At 65.7% G+C, this 17,081-nt stretch carries 13 protein-coding genes and 1 CRISPR repeat array; all 13 genes read right to left on the reverse strand.

Annotated elements, in window-relative coordinates; translation table 11 throughout:
- The first annotated feature begins 52 nt into the window (after positions 1–52).
- A CRISPR array of direct repeats spans positions 53–386; the repeat unit is 28 nt; unit sequence GGCTCACCCCCGCGTAGGCGGGGAAGAC.
- Between the two features lie 54 nt (positions 387–440).
- The 13 genes from cas2e to PALO_RS00065 all read right to left on the reverse strand — a co-directional run bounded on the left by cas2e (position 441) and on the right by PALO_RS00065 (position 16,936).
- A complete protein-coding gene (gene cas2e / locus PALO_RS00005) occupies positions 441–785 on the reverse strand; it encodes a type I-E CRISPR-associated endoribonuclease Cas2e (protein WP_036902094.1) in 345 nt (114 codons plus the stop codon).
- A gap of 2 nt (positions 786–787) precedes the next feature.
- Positions 788–1,726, reverse strand: coding sequence for a type I-E CRISPR-associated endonuclease Cas1e (gene cas1e / locus PALO_RS00010; RefSeq protein ID WP_004809670.1), 939 nt, complete (start codon positions 1,724–1,726; stop codon positions 788–790).
- Between the two features lie 3 nt (positions 1,727–1,729).
- Positions 1,730–2,395, reverse strand: coding sequence for a type I-E CRISPR-associated protein Cas6/Cse3/CasE (gene cas6e / locus PALO_RS00015; RefSeq protein ID WP_015581935.1), 666 nt, complete (start codon positions 2,393–2,395; stop codon positions 1,730–1,732).
- Positions 2,395–3,102, reverse strand: a complete 708-nt coding sequence (gene cas5e / locus PALO_RS00020) for a type I-E CRISPR-associated protein Cas5/CasD (protein WP_015581936.1) — start codon at positions 3,100–3,102, stop codon at positions 2,395–2,397. Before cas5e ends, cas6e begins: the two co-directional genes overlap by 1 nt.
- Positions 3,099–4,223, reverse strand: a complete 1,125-nt coding sequence (gene cas7e, locus PALO_RS00025) for a type I-E CRISPR-associated protein Cas7/Cse4/CasC (protein ID WP_015581937.1) — start codon at positions 4,221–4,223, stop codon at positions 3,099–3,101. The genes cas5e and cas7e overlap by 4 nt, the downstream gene beginning before the upstream one ends.
- Positions 4,220–4,849 (reverse strand): type I-E CRISPR-associated protein Cse2/CasB, encoded by a 630-nt coding sequence (gene casB, locus PALO_RS00030; protein WP_015581938.1) that lies wholly within the window; start codon positions 4,847–4,849, stop codon positions 4,220–4,222. The genes cas7e and casB overlap by 4 nt, the downstream gene beginning before the upstream one ends.
- Complete coding sequence (casA, locus tag PALO_RS00035) at positions 4,849–6,507, reverse strand: type I-E CRISPR-associated protein Cse1/CasA (RefSeq protein ID WP_015581939.1); 1,659 nt, start codon at positions 6,505–6,507, stop codon at positions 4,849–4,851. The genes casB and casA overlap by 1 nt, the downstream gene beginning before the upstream one ends.
- On the reverse strand, positions 6,504–9,296 hold the full coding sequence (locus PALO_RS00040; protein ID WP_015581940.1) for a CRISPR-associated helicase/endonuclease Cas3: 2,793 nt from the start codon (positions 9,294–9,296) through the stop codon (positions 6,504–6,506). The genes casA and PALO_RS00040 overlap by 4 nt, the downstream gene beginning before the upstream one ends.
- Positions 9,297–9,534: 238 nt before the next feature.
- Positions 9,535–11,070 carry a histidine ammonia-lyase gene (hutH, locus tag PALO_RS00045; RefSeq protein WP_004809663.1) on the reverse strand — a complete coding sequence of 512 codons (1,536 nt, stop codon included), beginning with the start codon at positions 11,068–11,070 and terminating at the stop codon, positions 9,535–9,537.
- A gap of 133 nt (positions 11,071–11,203) precedes the next feature.
- Positions 11,204–12,394 carry an imidazolonepropionase gene (gene hutI, locus PALO_RS00050; protein WP_015581941.1) on the reverse strand — a complete coding sequence of 397 codons (1,191 nt, stop codon included), beginning with the start codon at positions 12,392–12,394 and terminating at the stop codon, positions 11,204–11,206.
- A complete protein-coding gene (locus PALO_RS00055; protein WP_015581942.1) occupies positions 12,391–13,731 on the reverse strand; it encodes a formimidoylglutamate deiminase in 1,341 nt (446 codons plus the stop codon). The genes hutI and PALO_RS00055 overlap by 4 nt, the downstream gene beginning before the upstream one ends.
- Positions 13,728–14,930: an allantoate amidohydrolase gene (locus PALO_RS00060; RefSeq protein ID WP_015581943.1), complete on the reverse strand. Its 1,203-nt coding sequence runs from the start codon at positions 14,928–14,930 to the stop codon at positions 13,728–13,730. Before PALO_RS00060 ends, PALO_RS00055 begins: the two co-directional genes overlap by 4 nt.
- Positions 14,930–16,936, reverse strand: a complete 2,007-nt coding sequence (locus tag PALO_RS00065) for a urocanate hydratase (protein ID WP_023033215.1) — start codon at positions 16,934–16,936, stop codon at positions 14,930–14,932. The genes PALO_RS00060 and PALO_RS00065 overlap by 1 nt, the downstream gene beginning before the upstream one ends.
- Between the last annotated feature and the right edge of the window lie 145 nt (positions 16,937–17,081).

The raw sequence follows: 17,081 nt of genomic DNA on the forward strand, positions 1-17,081 counted from the left end.
CCGCGTAGGCGGGGAAGACTCGAACAGCTTGTTTTGGCTAAGCCCGACCATCGGCTCACCCCCGCGTAGGCGGGGAAGACGGCGTGGGTGGATTCAGGTCACGTGGAAGGATAAGGCTCACCCCCGCGTAGGCGGGGAAGACACCGATTCGATGTGGGAGAATCCTCTAGCCGAAGGCTCACCCCCGCGTAGGCGGGGAAGACTTACGAATGGCTAGAGAATAATTTTCGTTAGCCGGCTCACCCCCGCGTAGGCGGGGAAGACATATGGGGAATAGGGGTCCCCGTGCTATGATAAGGCTCACCCCCGCGTAGGCGGGGAAGACCTTCGGGTGCGATTCCATCCGTGGCTTCCACTCGGCTCACCCCCGCGTAGGCGGGGAAGACACCAACCGACTACGGTTGATGCAGGAGCTTTGCCCAGATACAAGTGTACTCGATCTAGCGCTTGGCCGTCCTACGTCGCCGCGCAGCCGAGCTCCATCCCGGCCGCAGTGTCGAGTTGTGTGCCCTATTGTTTGGCCTCTGCATGAGTTTCAGCCCGTCGAAGTCGACGACGTCCCAGTCATGTCGATGCACGCGGAACTCGAAATGCTGCTCGCCGCGCATCGAGTACACGAGGATCGCCCGCCCGTCGTGGCACATTTCAACGACTCGGCTCCACAGGGCATCCCTGATCCGTGCAGGCAGATGCCCGACGAACACCCCAGGGCTGATCTCGAGCAACCACCTCGTGAGGTGGCCACGCAGTCCCGCGGGACAGGCGGTGAGGACGAGCACGACCATGGCTATGCCCACGATCTTCCGCCGGCGACCGTGCCAGTGCGGTCGTCCCACAGGTCGACAACATCCCACCCGTATCCGTCATCGGGATCTCCGGGGGCGTCGAGAAGTGTGTGGATGTCCTTCACACACGTGCTCAGCAATGTCGACTCATGAATGGCGTCGCGCATGGCTCGTCGTGTCGCGCCAGGGATGTCGTCAACGTCCCCGTTCGCTGCACATTCGAACGCGACTGGTACCGCCAGCGACGTCTTGTACAGATCTGCGACGTCGTAGACGAAGGATCGGTCCTTGCCCGTGTGCACGAATCCCAATCCGGCCGACAGCCCGAGTGCCGCGATGACGGAGTGCACGACTCCGTAGAGGCAGGTCGTCGCGGCAGTGAGCGCCTGGTTCGTCGGGTCGGACGACTCGAAGTCCTCGACTTTGTAGCTGCGCTTGTCCCAGGCGACGCCGAACCTGACGGCCGTGTCCCGATACGCCTGCCGAACTCGGGCCCCTTCATGTCCGCGCAGTTGTTGCAGGGTCAGGCCCGTCGCGACGTCGTCGGGAAACCGCATCTCGTACATGCGCCGAGCGACCGCCAGCCGCTTCGTGTGGTCGGTGACGGCTTCGGCCTGCAGGTCGAGCAGTCGGGTCGTCCGGGCCAGTGGTCGGCCATGGGCGTAATACCGCACACCGTGTTCGCCCACCCATAGCGTCGTCGCGCCGGACTCGGCCAGCAGCACCATCGCCTGGTGGGTGACGTTCGTTCCCGGGCCCAACAACAGCGCTCCGATCATGGACGCCGGAACATGCACGGTGCCCTGCTGATTCGACGCCGTGATGGCATTCGAGTCGCGGTTGACGATGCAATGCTCCATGTAGATGAAGCTGAGCCGATCCTGGGCGCGCGCCAACTCCTGGACCTCGGCAGGTCTCGCGCCCGGGATCGATTTGCCCATCGCTCAACTCACGACCGGTGCCAGAGTCATGAGGCCACAGCCGTATCCCTTGGCCGGACCAATCCCGCAGGTCAGTGCCACACGGGCGGCATCGGCGTCAGCCACATGGATGACGCCGTCCACCTGTGTCACCGCCAGTGTCACCATGGACCCCCGACGACGGAATCTCAGGACCTCCCGACGGGTCACGCGCGCGGACGGTGTCCCGTCGGGTGTGACGGGCACGGACAGTCCGTGGCGTTCGGCACGGCCGAGGAACCAGGCCAGTTGCTGCTCGGCCGTCACCTCGGCAACTCGCTGGCCGCGTGACCCGGCCGTCCTGCGCACTGCGGTCGTCGGGTTGACAGCGCACCTGAATCGCCAGGTTGAGCCGGATCGGAGGCCCTGCAGGAAGGGGTCGTAGTCAGCCGACCGACCCGAGACCCCCGTCGACCATCCAGCCTGCTCGTTGAGCACGGTGAGGTCAGGTCTCAGCGGGCTGACGATCATGAGTTTCGCCTCATGGGGAGTCGGCCCGCGATCCAGTCGCCACAGGGTTCGGCCGTCATCGGAAGCGGACTGACCAGGGGGAAACGAGCTCAGCACCGCGGCGTGGAGTCGCTCCGGAGATGCCAACAGACGCACGGCGTCGCGGCGGGCGACGTTGACGTCGAACTGGGTGAGAAACATCACGCTCCTTCCAGGCCCGCGAACCAGTCGGGCTCGTCGTTGCCGTCGGGGTTGTCGACGACAACAGCCGTCGAGGCGACGTCGCGCCACCCGTACTCGCGCCGCTCCGGGTTGAAGCTCAGCGGAAGGTCTCGGACGGTGTCGCCGAGCTGGCCGGGGGCGGCGTCGTAGGAGATGGGCAGGTACACCGAGCGGCCCAGGCGACGTCGATGCCAGGGCTTGGCATGCCACGGTTCGGTCTCCAAGGCAGCCAGCATCTCGTCGTCATGGATGCCCAAGGACACCTGTCCCTCCGTGGGACATGCGCGGCGGCCTAGGTACAGGGGGAACGCCGGTTCTCCAATGGCCTCGTCGAGTGCCTCGAGCAACGACCGATCTCCTTCGACTGCGGCGACGAAGACGGCGTCGGCCAGGTAGTAGCGGTTCGACAGAGGCATCGCGTGGATGCTGCCGTCCTTCTTGGGGTGCGCCCAGTCCATGGCCGTCTGGAAGTCACGGACGACCGAGCCGGACTGGTCGGTGCGTACGCCGAACCGAAGCGTGAGAAGGTCCTCGATGCTATCGGTACGACGTCGCCCCTGCGCCGCCGCCAGCAGCCCGATGACACCGGATTTCGTCGGTTCGCGGCGCGTCGCACGAGTCGTGAATCGGCTCGAGTCTCCCCAGGACTGCAAGGGTCCGGCGAGCCGCAACAGCAGGACGGTCACGATTGCGCTCGCAGGACGGTGGCGACCTGGTCTCGCACCGATGAGACGAGCTCGTCGATGGGCATGGCAGTGCCCATGTCGCTGACGGCCTCGGTACGCGTGCCGACCTGGGTGACGAAGGAGGCCACTGGTGCCCCGAGGAAGGCCTCCTCGCAGTCGTGCGCATAGCTGGCCAGCGCCTTGCACGATGCCTCGACGAAACCACCTGTGGTCGAGGTGATGGCGTCCTCGAACGCGCCGACGAAGCTGGCCGACCTGCCCTTGCGGATCTGGACGACGACGGCGTCGGGCAGGGTGTTGTTGGCGAAGGTGTTCTGCTTGCCGGTGGGCATCGACACGACGAACCCACGGACGAACGCGGCGGCGGCGTCGGCGGTGAGATCAACGTCTCCCAGGTTGTCCTCGAGGGTCGAAACAGCCACCGTGGCGAACCGGTAGAGGGTCTCGGAGGTGAACTCGACGGTTCCGATCATGCCGGCTCCGGCGTCGTCCTCATCGAGCTTGTAGTCGTCGACGGCGGTGAAGTAATCGGACTCGATCTCGACGGCATGGGTGCTCAGCGCGTGGGCGACCTGCACGGCCGAGTCGACGTTGAGGCCCCTGGAATCGGCGACCATGCGACCGAACAACGCGACCTCGATCCCATGATCGGAATCGGCGGCCTTCTTGGCGTCGGAACTGGAGATCTTGCCCTCCGAGGTCGCCGCGAGCTGCGCCAGGCGATCGAGCTGCTGGTTGGAGTAGAAGACGAGGTACTGGGTGCGCTCGACGCCCTCGGGGCCCGAGCCTTCCTTCACTCGAGGTTTGTCGGCCTTGAGACCGAGCGCCTTGACGACCGCGAGGGCCTTCTGTCGAGCATCCTCCTGCGCCAGTCGGTAGGGATCGGCGGTGAGGCGGTTCATGAGCAGTTCGACGGCGCGCAGTGTCCGCGCGCCGGTCTGGGAAGCGGGCAGGAAGTCCTTGAAGGACGTTCGCACGGCCTTCTTCCATGCCTGTGAGCTGACCCGCGCCCGACGGACCCCGCCGTACAGAGCTGATTTCGGCGACCCGGTGTCGTCTCGGTTGACGTTGGACGGCGGGACGCTCTGAAGGACGTGGATGTCGACGTAGTACGAACTCATCGGGATTCTCCTTGGTCTGTGCTATCGGTGGTGGTGGTTGGGGCGTCGGATGGGAGGTGGTGGAGCTGGCGTCCCCAGGACAGGAGGACGCGGTCGGATGCCGAGGTCTGCAATCGCCACAGGTCGGCGGCGAGTCGGCCGTAGTCGAGCGGGACGTCCTCGGATCGCATGAGAGTGACGAGCCCTCGGAGGTTTTCGAGGCGGATGGCCCACTGCTGGGCGCGGCACAGGTGCTGGAACCGGGAGACCGTGCCGGGGTCCCACTCGGTGCTCGTCGAGCGTCGCGCCGAGAGCATCCGAGCCGCCTGGCCCAATCCGATGCCGGTGGCGTGCATCGGCCCGGGCCGGGACTGCTGATGGATGGCGTAGAGGACGACGGCGGCGTGGACGGCTCGTTCGGCGTACGTCGCCGGCGATGCCCCGTGGCCCACCAGATCGTCCGGAAGGTGGCCCAGGGTCACCTCCCAGAGATTCGGGTCGGTTCCCGGGCGGGTCGCATCGGCATGGCGCAGGGCTGCCAGAGTCCGTACCGCCCACGGATCGCGCGGTGTGGCGAGATAGCCCCGCTGCAGGTGGTTGACGGCGCCAAGCGTCGCCGCGCTGACGTCATTCCATGGTTCTGGCATCACTGCTCCTTCGAGGATGACTTGGTGTCGCGTTGAGGATCGTCAGGTAGGGGGGCGCTGGCGCGCATCCGGGAGAGGAATCGCTGCCAGGCGCGGGCGAGGTCCATGAGGTCGTGTCGCTCGGTGTTGGGCACCGGGACCATGCGTCCGGTGAGGGCTGCCGGCCCGGCGTCGCGGCAGAGCTGGAGGCCGACCTCGCACATGATCCGCCGAGCCGTGCGGCGCCATGCCAGAGTTGCGGCATCGACGTCGGTGGTACTCGTGAGGCGACTGAACCACTCTCGGTAGGCGGGATCGAGGGCGGAGAAACCGGCTTCGGCGGCTCGGGGGCGGACCCCCTCCGACTCATCGCCGGTCGCGGCAGCCAGATCGGAAGCGAGGTTCTGCAAGGCGAACACCAGGGACTCGGCGGTGTGCGCGCAATCGACGGCGAGCCGTCCCAGTTGCTCGTTGGCGATGACTGCCAAGGACGTCGGCAGGGAGTCGTCGATCGTCGTCGACACCACTGCGCTTTGCGATCCATATTCCATGCCGATGGTCCGCATGCGAATGAGATGATCGTCAGGCAGGGCGCCATCGCTGGTGAGGGTTGCGAGTTGCTCGAGAATCTCCGGCCGTAGCCACGCCCTGTCGGGCTCTCCGGCCTTCTTCCTGCGCCTGTCTTCGGGTGATGGTTCGCGGGCCAGTAAAGGCTCCAGTCCTCGCCACATGGCCCTGGAGGAGTCGTGGCTGCGGGGCATGTAGACGATCTCCCCGGCCGCCTTCGTCTGGGGTGCGCTGAAGCGCCACGCGGTCGACGGGTCCTTGTGCAGCAAGTACTTCCATTCGACCTTGTCGCCGTTGCACAGCAGGACGTCGACGACGTGGTCCGCCTCGGCGATGAGACGCACCCGGCGGCTCTGCCAGGTGAAGAGATCGGCGCAGCCGGTGGGCACCGGGTGCTCGGCGTCGGGGGCTGCCGTCTGCGGTGGACGCTCCCAGACCGGGACATCGGTCTGCGGATCGTCCTCGAGGAAGAGATTGAGCAGGATCGTCTCGGCCAGACTGGTGCCTTCGATGACGACGATACCCATGGGACCACTGATGCCCGTCCCGATGGGGTACCCCTTGCCACCGTTGACACGCGGATCGCCGACGGCCCCGGATTTGATGCCCGAGATGTCGAAGGCCTGGGCGTGGACGAGCCACCGGGCGGCCTCCGCGTAACTCAATGACGCAATACCAGCCCCGTCCCTTGTCGTGAAGAACTTATCGTTCGGGGGGACTTCGCTGATGATCTTGATCAGGCCTGAATACCCTCCTTTGCTGGTGTGCAGACCGGCGACTTGCATGAACGGAGCTTTGTCGTCAAAGAGGTTGAATCGATCGTGACAGCGGCCCAGGTAGTCGTCAATCTGCTGCAGCGGTAGTCCGGACTCCCACCACTGCGCCCAGTCGTCCACCTTTTCGTCGTCACTGCGGTACTCGGCGGTGGCCCGGATGGCGATGGCGAGGAGGAGGCGCAGGACGGCGGCCTCCTGGGTGGGGATCTCCCCGGCCAAGCCGCGAAGACTGCTCGCTTGATGGAAGGCGTCGTGGATCGACACCTCGATGACGACGTTGTCCGGACGTCGCACCGCGATCCATGGCTCGTCGATGAGGTTGAAGGCGCTCGTCATACCGGTGCTCCGTTCTGGGGAAGGGGCTCGACGATGAGCCCCTGATCGTGATCGTAGTGGAGTGGATGTCCCAACAATGTGGAATTGCCATGGGCATCGAGGACGAGGACGAGTTGTCCCCGAAGCCACGGGGATGTCTGCCATGAGCTGAGGTCGATCGGCGCGGCCTCCAGCTCGGCGATGGTCCTGTCGATGTCCCAAGGGTTCGACAGTGATCGGGGAAGGGTGACGGTGCACGATGCGACGGCCCGGGCCAGATCGCCGTCAGGGGCACCGAACAGCGGCAGCTCTGTTCCGGAGTATTCCCCGATGTCGTCGAGCAGCCGATGTCCGGAGTCGGATTGTTGGACGACAATGACCTCGATGGAATCCTCGGAGTCGCGCACCGACGCGTGGCCGCGGGTGTTCTCGGGATCGGAGGAAGCCATGTCGGTGAGCCCTTTCATGAGGCTCGATGCGCCGAATGGATCGGTCAGACGGAAGGCCATGGCGCGAGTCGCTGCCAACTGACGATTCGACCTGGCACCGAGTGCGGCTTTTTCTCCCCTGTCCGTCCAGGCGTGGGGCCAGGGGAAGGGCTCCTGATAGGCCTGTCGGACGAGTCGAGGGATGTCCTGCGGGATCGAGATCTCACCGGACGGCAGATCCTCGAGGATGGCCGCGGTGCGCATGAGGGCGTCCGGTTCGTAGACAAGGTCGATCCCACGGCCGAACCTCGGACCGTCGTCGTCCCAGCTGTCGACTCCGGTGACCAGACAGACGGCGTCACGAAGTCGGGGCGGACGCTCGCGGTCGTGTCGATGCAACCGGCCGATGCGCTGGAGGAGGAGGTCCATGGGCGCGATGTCGCTGACGAGCAGATCGAAGTCGACGTCGAGGGACTGCTCGAGCACCTGGGTGCCGACGACGACGATGCGATGAGGACGGGCCTGGCCAGAGCGTCCAAGACGCCTGACGAGGTCGGACTCCCGACGGGCACGCTGTGGCGCGACGAACCTGGAATGGACGAGGACGACCTCGCAGTCGAGACGCTGCCGGAGTACGTCGAAGGTCTCCTGGGCCCGTGCGACGGTGTCGCGGATGACCCCGACACAACCGCCCTCGGACATCTGCTCCTTGAGCCGAGCCGCGAGATCGTCAAGGGAGTCGGTCATCGTCTCGATGGTGATGCCGCGCGCCGGGGCCGTGACCGATGTGCCGCGTTGGATGACGTCGTCGGTGACGCAGGTCATGAGCGGGTACTCGTCCGAGGTGGGCAGCGCCATGGTGGCACGCTTTCCATGGCGTCCTCTGGCGTAGGCCAGAGCAAGTTCCTCGCGCTGGGCGGGCGGTAGGGTCGCGGACATGAGGATGACGGGCGTGCGGTAGGCGCCGAGCCACTCGAGGACGACTTTGAGGTACTCGCGCATGTAGACGTCAGCGGCGTGGACCTCGTCGATGATGACGACCTTGCTCGCCAGACCGAGGTGGCGCAGGACGACGTGCTTGGCCTTGAGTCCGGCGAACAACGCCTGGTCGATGGTGCCGATGACGTGATCGGCCAGGATCGCGCGTTTTCGGCCGAGGAACCACTCGTGGACGATCGCCGAGGCTTCGCGCTGTGAGGTGCCCTCGTCATAGACAGCCATCGACGCATTCCAGGGCATGAGCTGCTGGTAGTCCTCGTTGAGCCCGGCCTTCGAGTGGGCCAGTGTGATGCTCGATGGGTTGGTGGCCGGGACGGCGTCGAGCCACTCGCGCACGCGTCCGAACATGGGGTTGGACGTCGCCATCGTGGGTAGTCCGAAGAAGATGCCGCCCTGCCCGAACCTGCGGGCCAGCACCTGGGCGCACATGAGCGCGGCCTCGGTCTTGCCCTGACCCATGGGGGCCTCGATGACGAGCAACCCGGGGCTGGTCATGCTCGCCGCTGCCTCCACGGCCGCGCGCTGCATGGCATTGGGGGAGCCATGGGCCAGTGCGGGAAAGCTCCTCGCGAAGAGGTCGTCGGCAGTGTCCGGGCCGGTATCTGGCCGCCAGGGCCGAGGCAGACGGAGTCGAGCGATGGCTCTGCGGACGCGGTCCGGCGTCGGATCGGTGAGGTCGTAGGGGAAGAGGGATTCCGAGCTGGCGATCCAGTCGGCCATGATGACGAGGCCCTCGGAGAGAACCTGCACCTCGATCGGGATGGGAGAGCTCATCCAGTCGCCAAGAAACTGATCGGCTCCCGTGTGTGCGGCCATGGTGTCGATGACCTCGTCGCGGGTGGTCCTCCAGAGGTCGTCCTCCCTGGCCAATCCACTTCTCAACTCCTCGATGTCGCCCTCCGTCGGGTTCGTCCCGTGATGGCCCCCGATGATGGATGCAATGTTGCGGGCGCACCGACGCGCCCGTGGTGACTGGTGGCGGTAGCGGTCGAGCAACCAGGACTCGATGTGGATCTGGCCCACCGTGCCGTGAGGAATCGGGCGCTCGGGCGTCGGTATGACGAATCCCTGATGTTCCATCCGGTCGCACAGGTAGCTCGTCGACGTCCCGTTGCGGCGGGGAAATCGTGCCATGTGTGCGAAGTCGGCGCTGATCTTGCCGACGTCGTGTACGCCCGCCAGGAAGCATTCGAACGCCTGGGCGGCTTCCGCGCCGCCAAGACTGTCCGACAGCAGTGATCTGATGGATCTCGGTTGGAGTCTCCACACCTCGGCCATGACGCCGGCGGCGTCCTCCAGATGTTGGACGACGGGGAGCCAGTCGGCTTCCTCGTTCGTCTTCCCCCAGCAGGACCGTGCTGGGGGAGACCACGTGTTGAGCATTGTCGCTTCCTCGCGTTTGGTGTTGGCATGCATAGTATCAGCAAAAATGAACCTAACATACGAGAACCTAACCTAACAAGTTAGGAATTAGATTTCAGCCACTTCAACCATGTCGATGTCAACCCCCGCAGCGGCGGGGAAGATGCCCCCGGTAGGGACGTCACGTAACCGAACAATGGCTCACCTCTGCATGGGCAGAGCACATCTCACGCTACCGGGGCCACAAACGCGGGAAAAGTCAGCCCATCTCCACCTTCTGTCGCACGACCTCGAGGAGCTCACCAGAAGCCACCAAGCGATGGGCCTCGTCGATTTCGGGGGAGAGGAAGCGGTCCGGTCCGGGGCCAGGGATCGTCTGACGCATCCGAGCAATGACGTCGGCTACCGGCTTCGACGGCTCCACACCCCGCATCTGAATAGCCTTGGCGGCGGTCAGGATCTCGATGCCAATGACGGCTCCCAGGCCGTCAATCCCGCGGCGCAGCTTGCGGGCGGCCGACCATCCCATCGAGACGTGGTCTTCCTGCATGGCCGACGTCGGGATGGAGTCCACCGACGCCGGGACGGCCAGCCGCTTCATCTCCGAGACGATGCCGGCCTGGGTGTATTGAGCAATCATGTGACCGGAGTCGACACCGGGATCCTCGGCTAGGAAGGGATGAAGGTCGCGGTTGCGTGCCGGATCGAGCATGCGGTCAGTGCGGCGCTCGCTCATCGACGCGAGGTCGGCTGCGGCAATTGCCAGGAAATCGAGCACATATGCCACCGGTGCACCGTGGAAGTTACCGTTGGACTCCACGCGCATGTCGTCAGTGATGACCGGGTTGTCGACGGCCGAGGCCAACTCGACCGTCGCCACCTGAAGGGCGTGGGCCATGGTGTCGCGCACGGCTCCGTGAACCTGCGGGGCGCACCGCAGCGAATAGGCATCCTGGACGCGCTTGACGGCACCCTCCCGACCGGCCTGGATGAGGTCGGACCCCTCCAGCAGGGCGAGGATGTTGGCAGCTGAAACCCCCTGTCCGGGGTGGGGACGCAAGCTCTGCAGATCGGGGGCGAAAACTCGGTCGATGCCGCAGAGAGCCTGGACGGTCATGGCGGTGGCCAGGTCAGCCGTCGGGACGAGGACGTCGAGGTCGGCGAGGGCCATGATCAGCTGGCCGAGCATACCGTCGGTCCCGTTGATGAGGGCCAGCCCCTCCTTCTCACGCAGCGCGATCGGGGTCAGCCCGGCCTGGGCAAGACCGGTGGCGGCGTCGACCTCACCACCGTCGGGGGTCAGGACAGTCCCTTCCCCGGTGAGGACGAGGGCACAGTGGGCCAGCGGGGCGAGGTCGCCCGAACACCCAAGGGACCCGTATTCCCCGACGATCGGCACCAGCCCGGAGTTGAGCAGGTCAGCGTAGGCAGTGACGACCTCCGGGCGCACTCCGGTGTGGCCAGATGCCATGGTCTTGAGACGCAGAGTCATCATGGCGCGGATGACTTCGGTCTCCACCCGTGGCCCGGTCGAGGCGGCGTGGGAACGGATAAGGGAGTGTTGCAGGGCCACGCGATGGTCACGGGGTACTCGGGTAGAGGCTAGCGCGCCGAAGCCCGTGGAGATCCCGTAATGAGGGGCAGGGTCGTCGGCCAGACTCTCAACGAGGTCGGAGGCTCGCTTCACCCGCTCCATCGCGTCGTCTCCGACCGTCACCTGGGCCCCTGACCGGGCGATGGCGATGATGTCGTGGGGAGTGAGTGGGGCACCGACGTCAATGGTGGCTGGATTCATGGTCGTCCTTCCTTGTCGTGAGTGCCACGGTGTCGTGGCGATCGCGTGTATTCGGGGATGTCTTCTGGGCCGTCACCATGGTTGACCCCGTGTCGAGCACGAATGGGGTCAGGAGTGACGGTGGTCGTGCCGGTCAGCCGTCGAGTCGCAGCCGTGGTTGGGTCAACGTGAGCAGTCGTCCGGCCCGGCAGACCTTGTCGATGAGAGGGACTCCTGGGCGGTACATGAGGTGCAGCCACGACGGGGCCGCCAAACCCACCAGATCCGCACGGGCTCCCGGCTTGATGACGCCGACGTCGTCACGGTGAAGGGCTGCTGCGCCTCCTGCCGTCGCCGACCAGAGGGCTTGCTCCGGCGTCATGCCCATCTCCCGCACCGCGATGGCAAGGCAGAACGGCATGGATGAGGTGAAGGCGGTGCCCGGATTGCAGTCGGTGGCCAGCGCCACCGTCACCCCGGCGTCGAGAAGTCGTCTGGCATCGGGGTAGGGCTGTTTGGTGCTGAACTCGGCGGCCGGGAGCAGGGTAGCCACAGTGTCGGTGGCCTTCATGGCGTCGATGTCCTCATCGCTCAAAAACGTGCAGTGGTCTACTGAAGCCAGACCCAGCTCGCAGGCCTGCGGAATGACCTCGGAGGGCCCCAACTGAGCGGCATGGAGACGAAGCCCCAACCCGGCATCCTTGCCTGCGCGCAGGATCTCCATGGTTTGGTCGGGGTCGAAGGCGCCGGTCTCGCAGAAGGCGTCAATCCAGCACACATAGGGACGTACGGCTTGCAGCATCTCCCCGCACACCAGACGGACGTACTCGTCCGGCTCGTACTCGGGCCCGACGACGTGGGCGCCCAGGAAGCTCACCTCGTCGGTGTGAGAACTGGCCACTCGCGCCAGCTTGACCTCCGTCTCGACGTCGAGCCCGTACCCCGTCTTAGCCTCAACAGTCGTCGTTCCACCGAGCGCCATTTCGTCGAGGATCCCGGTCATGACAGCATCGAGCAGCCCGACGGACGCCTCCCGGGTGCGTCGAACGGTGCGCAGGATCCCGCCGGCCTCGTATTTCTGACCGTTCATCCGCGCGTCGAACTCGTCACTACGATCCCCCGCGAAGACCGGATGGCTGTGGGAATCGACGAAACCGGGGATGATGCAGGCTCCCGTCATGTCGGCCTGGTAATCGGCTGCGGGAGCCTCGGCACAGCGCCCCACCCAGACGATTCGATCTCCGTCGATGACGACGGCTGCGTCACGGATCTGTCCGAGGCCATCACCGCTGACGGATGGATCGTTGGTGACCAGCAGACCGATGTTGTTGATGACGACGCTCACGAGTCACGACCTCTCAGCTCGTCCAGCACATGGCGCAGATCCTCGGCGGTGGCGTCGTCGCGTCGGATCCACTCACCCGCGATGATGGTGGCGGTGACGTCCTCGGCGGTTGCCGCCAGCGGCCAGCGTGTCGGGTCCACCCCGGCCAAGCGAGCCGACGACGGATCGACGACGACGACGTCAGCAGGATCACCCACGCTCAGCCCGGCGAGGTCGGAAGCGGGTGTGGAAACCCGGTGCGGGCGTGGTCCCGCTGTCGGGCGCAGGCTCTCCACCCCGTATCGAAAACCGACCTTCCACAGGGAGTCGCAGCCGACGACCCCTCGGGTCCCGGTGGCCAGCCGAGCGGTGGACTCGAGCAGGCGCAACTCGGCGAAGGGGTCGGTGACGACGTCCTCGTCGGTGCCGATCGTCAGACGCACCTCGGCGTCGAGCAGATCCTTGACCGGCGCGATGCCGTCACCCAGATCGGCCTCGGTGGTCGGGCACAGCGAGACGATGGTGTCCGTGCGAGCAATCATGGCGATGTCGTCGTCGCTCAGGTGCGTGGCATGGACGACGGTGGTGCGATCGGAGAGCACTCCGGCACGTTCCAGGACGGCGGTGGGCGTCAGCCCGTGGGCGGCCAGACACTCCTCGTTCTCACGGGGCTGCTCGGAGACATGGACGTGGATCGGGGTGCGGTCCGGCAAGCCCGAGACAGCTGTGGCCATCTCGTCAGGGCTGACGGCTCGCACCGAGTGCAGGGCCGCTCCCGGCGTCACCAAGGGGGAATCCGGCAGGGCATCAGTGAGAGCATGCCAGCGATCCAACCATCCCTCGACGCTGCTGTCACCAAACCTCGTCTGGTCCTCACCGAGTGGAGCTCCCGGTCCGGCGTGCAGGTAGCAGGTGTCGAGCAGGGTGATCCGGATACCCACGTCGATGGCGGCGTTGACCAGGGCCAATTCCATGTCGTGGTGCGGGTAGGGAGTGCCGTCGGGCCGGTGGTGGACGTAGTGGAACTCGCCCACGCTGGTGTACCCGGCAGCCACCATCTCGGCGAAGGCCGCTCGTGCCAGGCGGTGGTAGGAGTCCGGGTCGAGGCGGTTGGCCAGCCGGTACATCTCGGTCCGCCAGGACCAGAAGTCCTCCCCCTCCCCGGCTCCTCGCAGCCCGCGGTGGAAGACGTGGGAGTGCGTATTGGCGAATCCCGGGACAGCGACGCCGCTGAAGCTGTGGCGATCTTGCTGGGCGTCAACCGTGACTTCGGTGATGACGCCGGCATCACTCGAAACGCGCACATTGTGCGCAACCCGCCCCTCGACGAGGGCCTTCGGGAAGAACCACTCACTCACTTGACCAGCTCCTCCAACACGGCCCGCAGAGCCTCGGCACCGGCCTCGCAGTCCTCGTCACTGGCTGATTCGGCCGGGCAATGGGAGGCCCCGGTGGGATTACGGACGAAGAGCATTCCGGTGGGCATCGTCGCGGCCAAGGTGGCAGCGTCGTGACCCGCTCCCGTCGACAGTTGCGGGGTCTCCTCACCGAGGACCTGCAGCATCCGACGACGCAGGTCGTCGTCGAAGGCGGTGCGGTCGGTCCACGACTCGCGGGCCCAGACGACCTGGCATCCCTGCTTGTCGGCAGCCTGTTCCGAGGTCCTCTGAACCTCCTCGACGACCTTGGTGACGGTGTCGGGGTCCTCGGCTCGGCAATCCAGCCACATCGTCGTGGTCGAGGCGATGACATTCGTCCCGCCTGGCTCGACGTTGATCCGCCCAACCGTCGTCACGCAGCCCTCCCGCTCAGCGGCCTCGCGGGACGCCAGAATGGTTTCGGCCACTGGGATGACGGGGTCGTGGCGATCGGGGATGAGGGTGGTCCCGGCATGGTTCCCCTGCCCGGTGAATTCGGCACGCCAGCGACCGTGCGGTCGCACCGCCGTGGCAATCGCGACCGGGTGGCCGAGGTCAGCCAGCCCGCGCCCTTGCTCGACGTGCAACTCGATGAAGCAGGAGGCATCGAGCAGGACATCGTCAGGCTCGATGAGATCAGGATCCAGGCCGGCCTCCCGCCAGGCGTCCGGCAGACTCTGTCCGTCCCGGGCGACGAGCCTGCGGGCGTCGTCCTTGCTGAGCTTGCCCGAGGCCAAGCGTGACCCCAGACAGGGCATGCCGAATCGTGCGCCCTCCTCGTCAGCCATGGCGACGACGGCAAAGGGTTTCGACGGCTCGACCCCGGCTTCCTTCATCTTCGCCACGGCCACGAGGGGGGAGACGACGCCGAGCGGCCCGTCATAGGCGCCGCCGCCAGGAACTGAGTCCAGGTGGGACCCCGTCAGGACGGCCTCCGGGCCCGGCGTTCCCCACCAAGCCCAGATGTTGGCATTCATGTCCGTGACGATCGTCAGAGCCAACTCGGTGGCCTTCGCGACGAACCATTCCCGCAAGGCCACCTCGTCAGGGCGAAAGCAGAACCGCGAGTAGGACCCGTCTTCGTTGCGTCCGATCCCGGCGATCTCGTCGAGCAGGGCTGCCGCTGTCCAGGTCGTCATCACTTCACCAATCCGTCGATGAGGGCGTCATCGACCAGGTAGGGCAGGGTGATCTGGGCGTCGTCGTGTTCCTGGTTGAACTCGGTGGCCGTCTCGATGGAGTGGTCGTTGCGGGCCCAGCCGCGTCGGGCCACACCGCACATGACGTCCCACAGCAAGGAACTGCGGATGACGGCGTCGACCCGCTCGGAACCATCCAGGACCAGCCCGAACCCGCCGTTGATGGCATTGCCGATGCCGGTTCCTCCGCCGTTGTGCAAGGTCACCAGGCTCATGCCGCGAGCGGCATTGCCAGCGAAGCACTGGGTGGCCATGTCCGCCATGACGTTGGACCCGTCCTTGATGTTCGCGGTCTCGCGGAAGGGGGAGTCGGTGCCCGAGACGTCATGGTGATCCCGCCCGAGCATGACCGGTCCGATCTCGCCGTTGCGCACCATCTCGTTGAATCGCAACGCGATGTCCCTACGGCCCTTGGCGTCCTGGTAGAGGATGCGCGCCTGGGTGCCGACGACGAGGTCGTTGGCCTCGGCGTCCCGGATCCAGATGTAGTTGTCGCGATCCTGGCCGCGGCGATTCGGGTCGATGCAGTCCATGGCGGCATGGTCGGTGGCGATGAGGTCCTCGTGCTTGCCGGAAAGACAGACCCAGCGGAAGGGGCCGTAACCGTAGTCGAAGAGCTCGGGTCCCATGATGTCCTCGACGTAGGAGGGCCAGATGAACCCATTTCGGGAGTCCCCGTCCTTGGCGATCTCGGTCACCCCGGACTCGAAGACGGTCGCCATGAAGGCATTGCCGTAGTCGAAGAAGTAGGTGCCACGCTCGGTGAGGGTGCGGATGAGTTCGAAATGCTTGCGCAGGGTCTTGTCGACGCGGCGGGCGTACTCGTCACGGTCACGGGCCAGCAGCTCGGTGCGCTCCTCGAAGGTCAGGCCCTGCGGGCAGTAGCCGCCGTCATAGGCGGCATGGCAGGAGGTCTGGTCGGACAGCAGCGGGATGTCGATGTCGTTGTCAACGGCGTACTGAAGCAGATCGACGATGTTGCCGTGGTAGGCGATCGAGATCGGGGTGCGCTCGTCGATGTGCTCCTTGGCCAGGGCGAACACCTCGTCGAGATCCTCGGAGACGTGACCCACCCAGCCCTGGTCGAGACGGGTCTGGATGCGCGACATGTCGACTTCGGCGATGATTCCGACGGCGTGGGCGATCTCGGCAGCCTTGGGTTGGGCCCCGGACATTCCGCCCAGTCCCGACGACACGAAGAGCACTCCTGAGAGGTCACCGTCAGCGGGGATCCCGAGACGGATGCGCCCGGCGTTGAGGATGGTGTTGAAGGTGCCGTGGACGATGCCCTGCGGGCCGATGTACATCCAGCCGCCGGCAGTCATCTGGCCGTAGTTGGCGACTCCCATCTCTTCACAGATCTCCCAGTCCCTCTGGTTGTCGAAGTGGCCGACCATGAGGGAATTGGTGATGATGACGCGGGGTGACTCCGGGCGGGAGGGAAACAGTCCAAGCGGGTGGCCGCTCATGACGACCAAGGTGGTGTCCTCGGTGAGCTGGGCGAGGTATTTCTTGATGAGTCGGTACTGCAGCCAGTTCTGGCAGACGCTGCCGGTTTCGCCATAGGTGACGAGCTCGTAGGGGTAGAGGGCGACGTCGAAGTCGAGGTTGTTGTCGATCTGCACTTGGAAGGCCTTGCCCTCGGTGCAGCGGCCCTCGTACTCGTCGATCGGACGGCCCTTGAGGTGACCAGCCGGACGCCAGCGGTAGGCGTAGATGCGGCCGAAGGTGCGAAGTTCCTCGAGGAATTCTGGTGCGGCCTTCTCGTGCAGTTCCGGGGGAAGGTAACGCAGGGCATTGCGCAGCGCGATCTTGGTCTGATCAGGGGTGAGGTGGAATCCACGTGAGGGTGCTCGTCGTATGCCGGGATGGAAGACCGGGTCGGGTGGGAACTCGGCGTCGAGCTTGATCGTCATGGCTGCGGCAGCGCTGCTGTTGTCGTACATCGGTGGTGCTCCCAGATGCGTACTCATGCGGATGTGGTGTCGCCATGGCGCGATGACGCCTGCGAGGGAGCACGCGCAATTGCCAGGGCTGGGGCGAATCGCGTCGGTGTGATCGCCGTGGGCCGTCTCGCCAAGGAGACATACC

This window comes from Cutibacterium avidum 44067, assembly GCF_000367205.1.
Taxonomy (GTDB): Bacteria; Actinomycetota; Actinomycetes; order Propionibacteriales; family Propionibacteriaceae; genus Cutibacterium; species Cutibacterium avidum.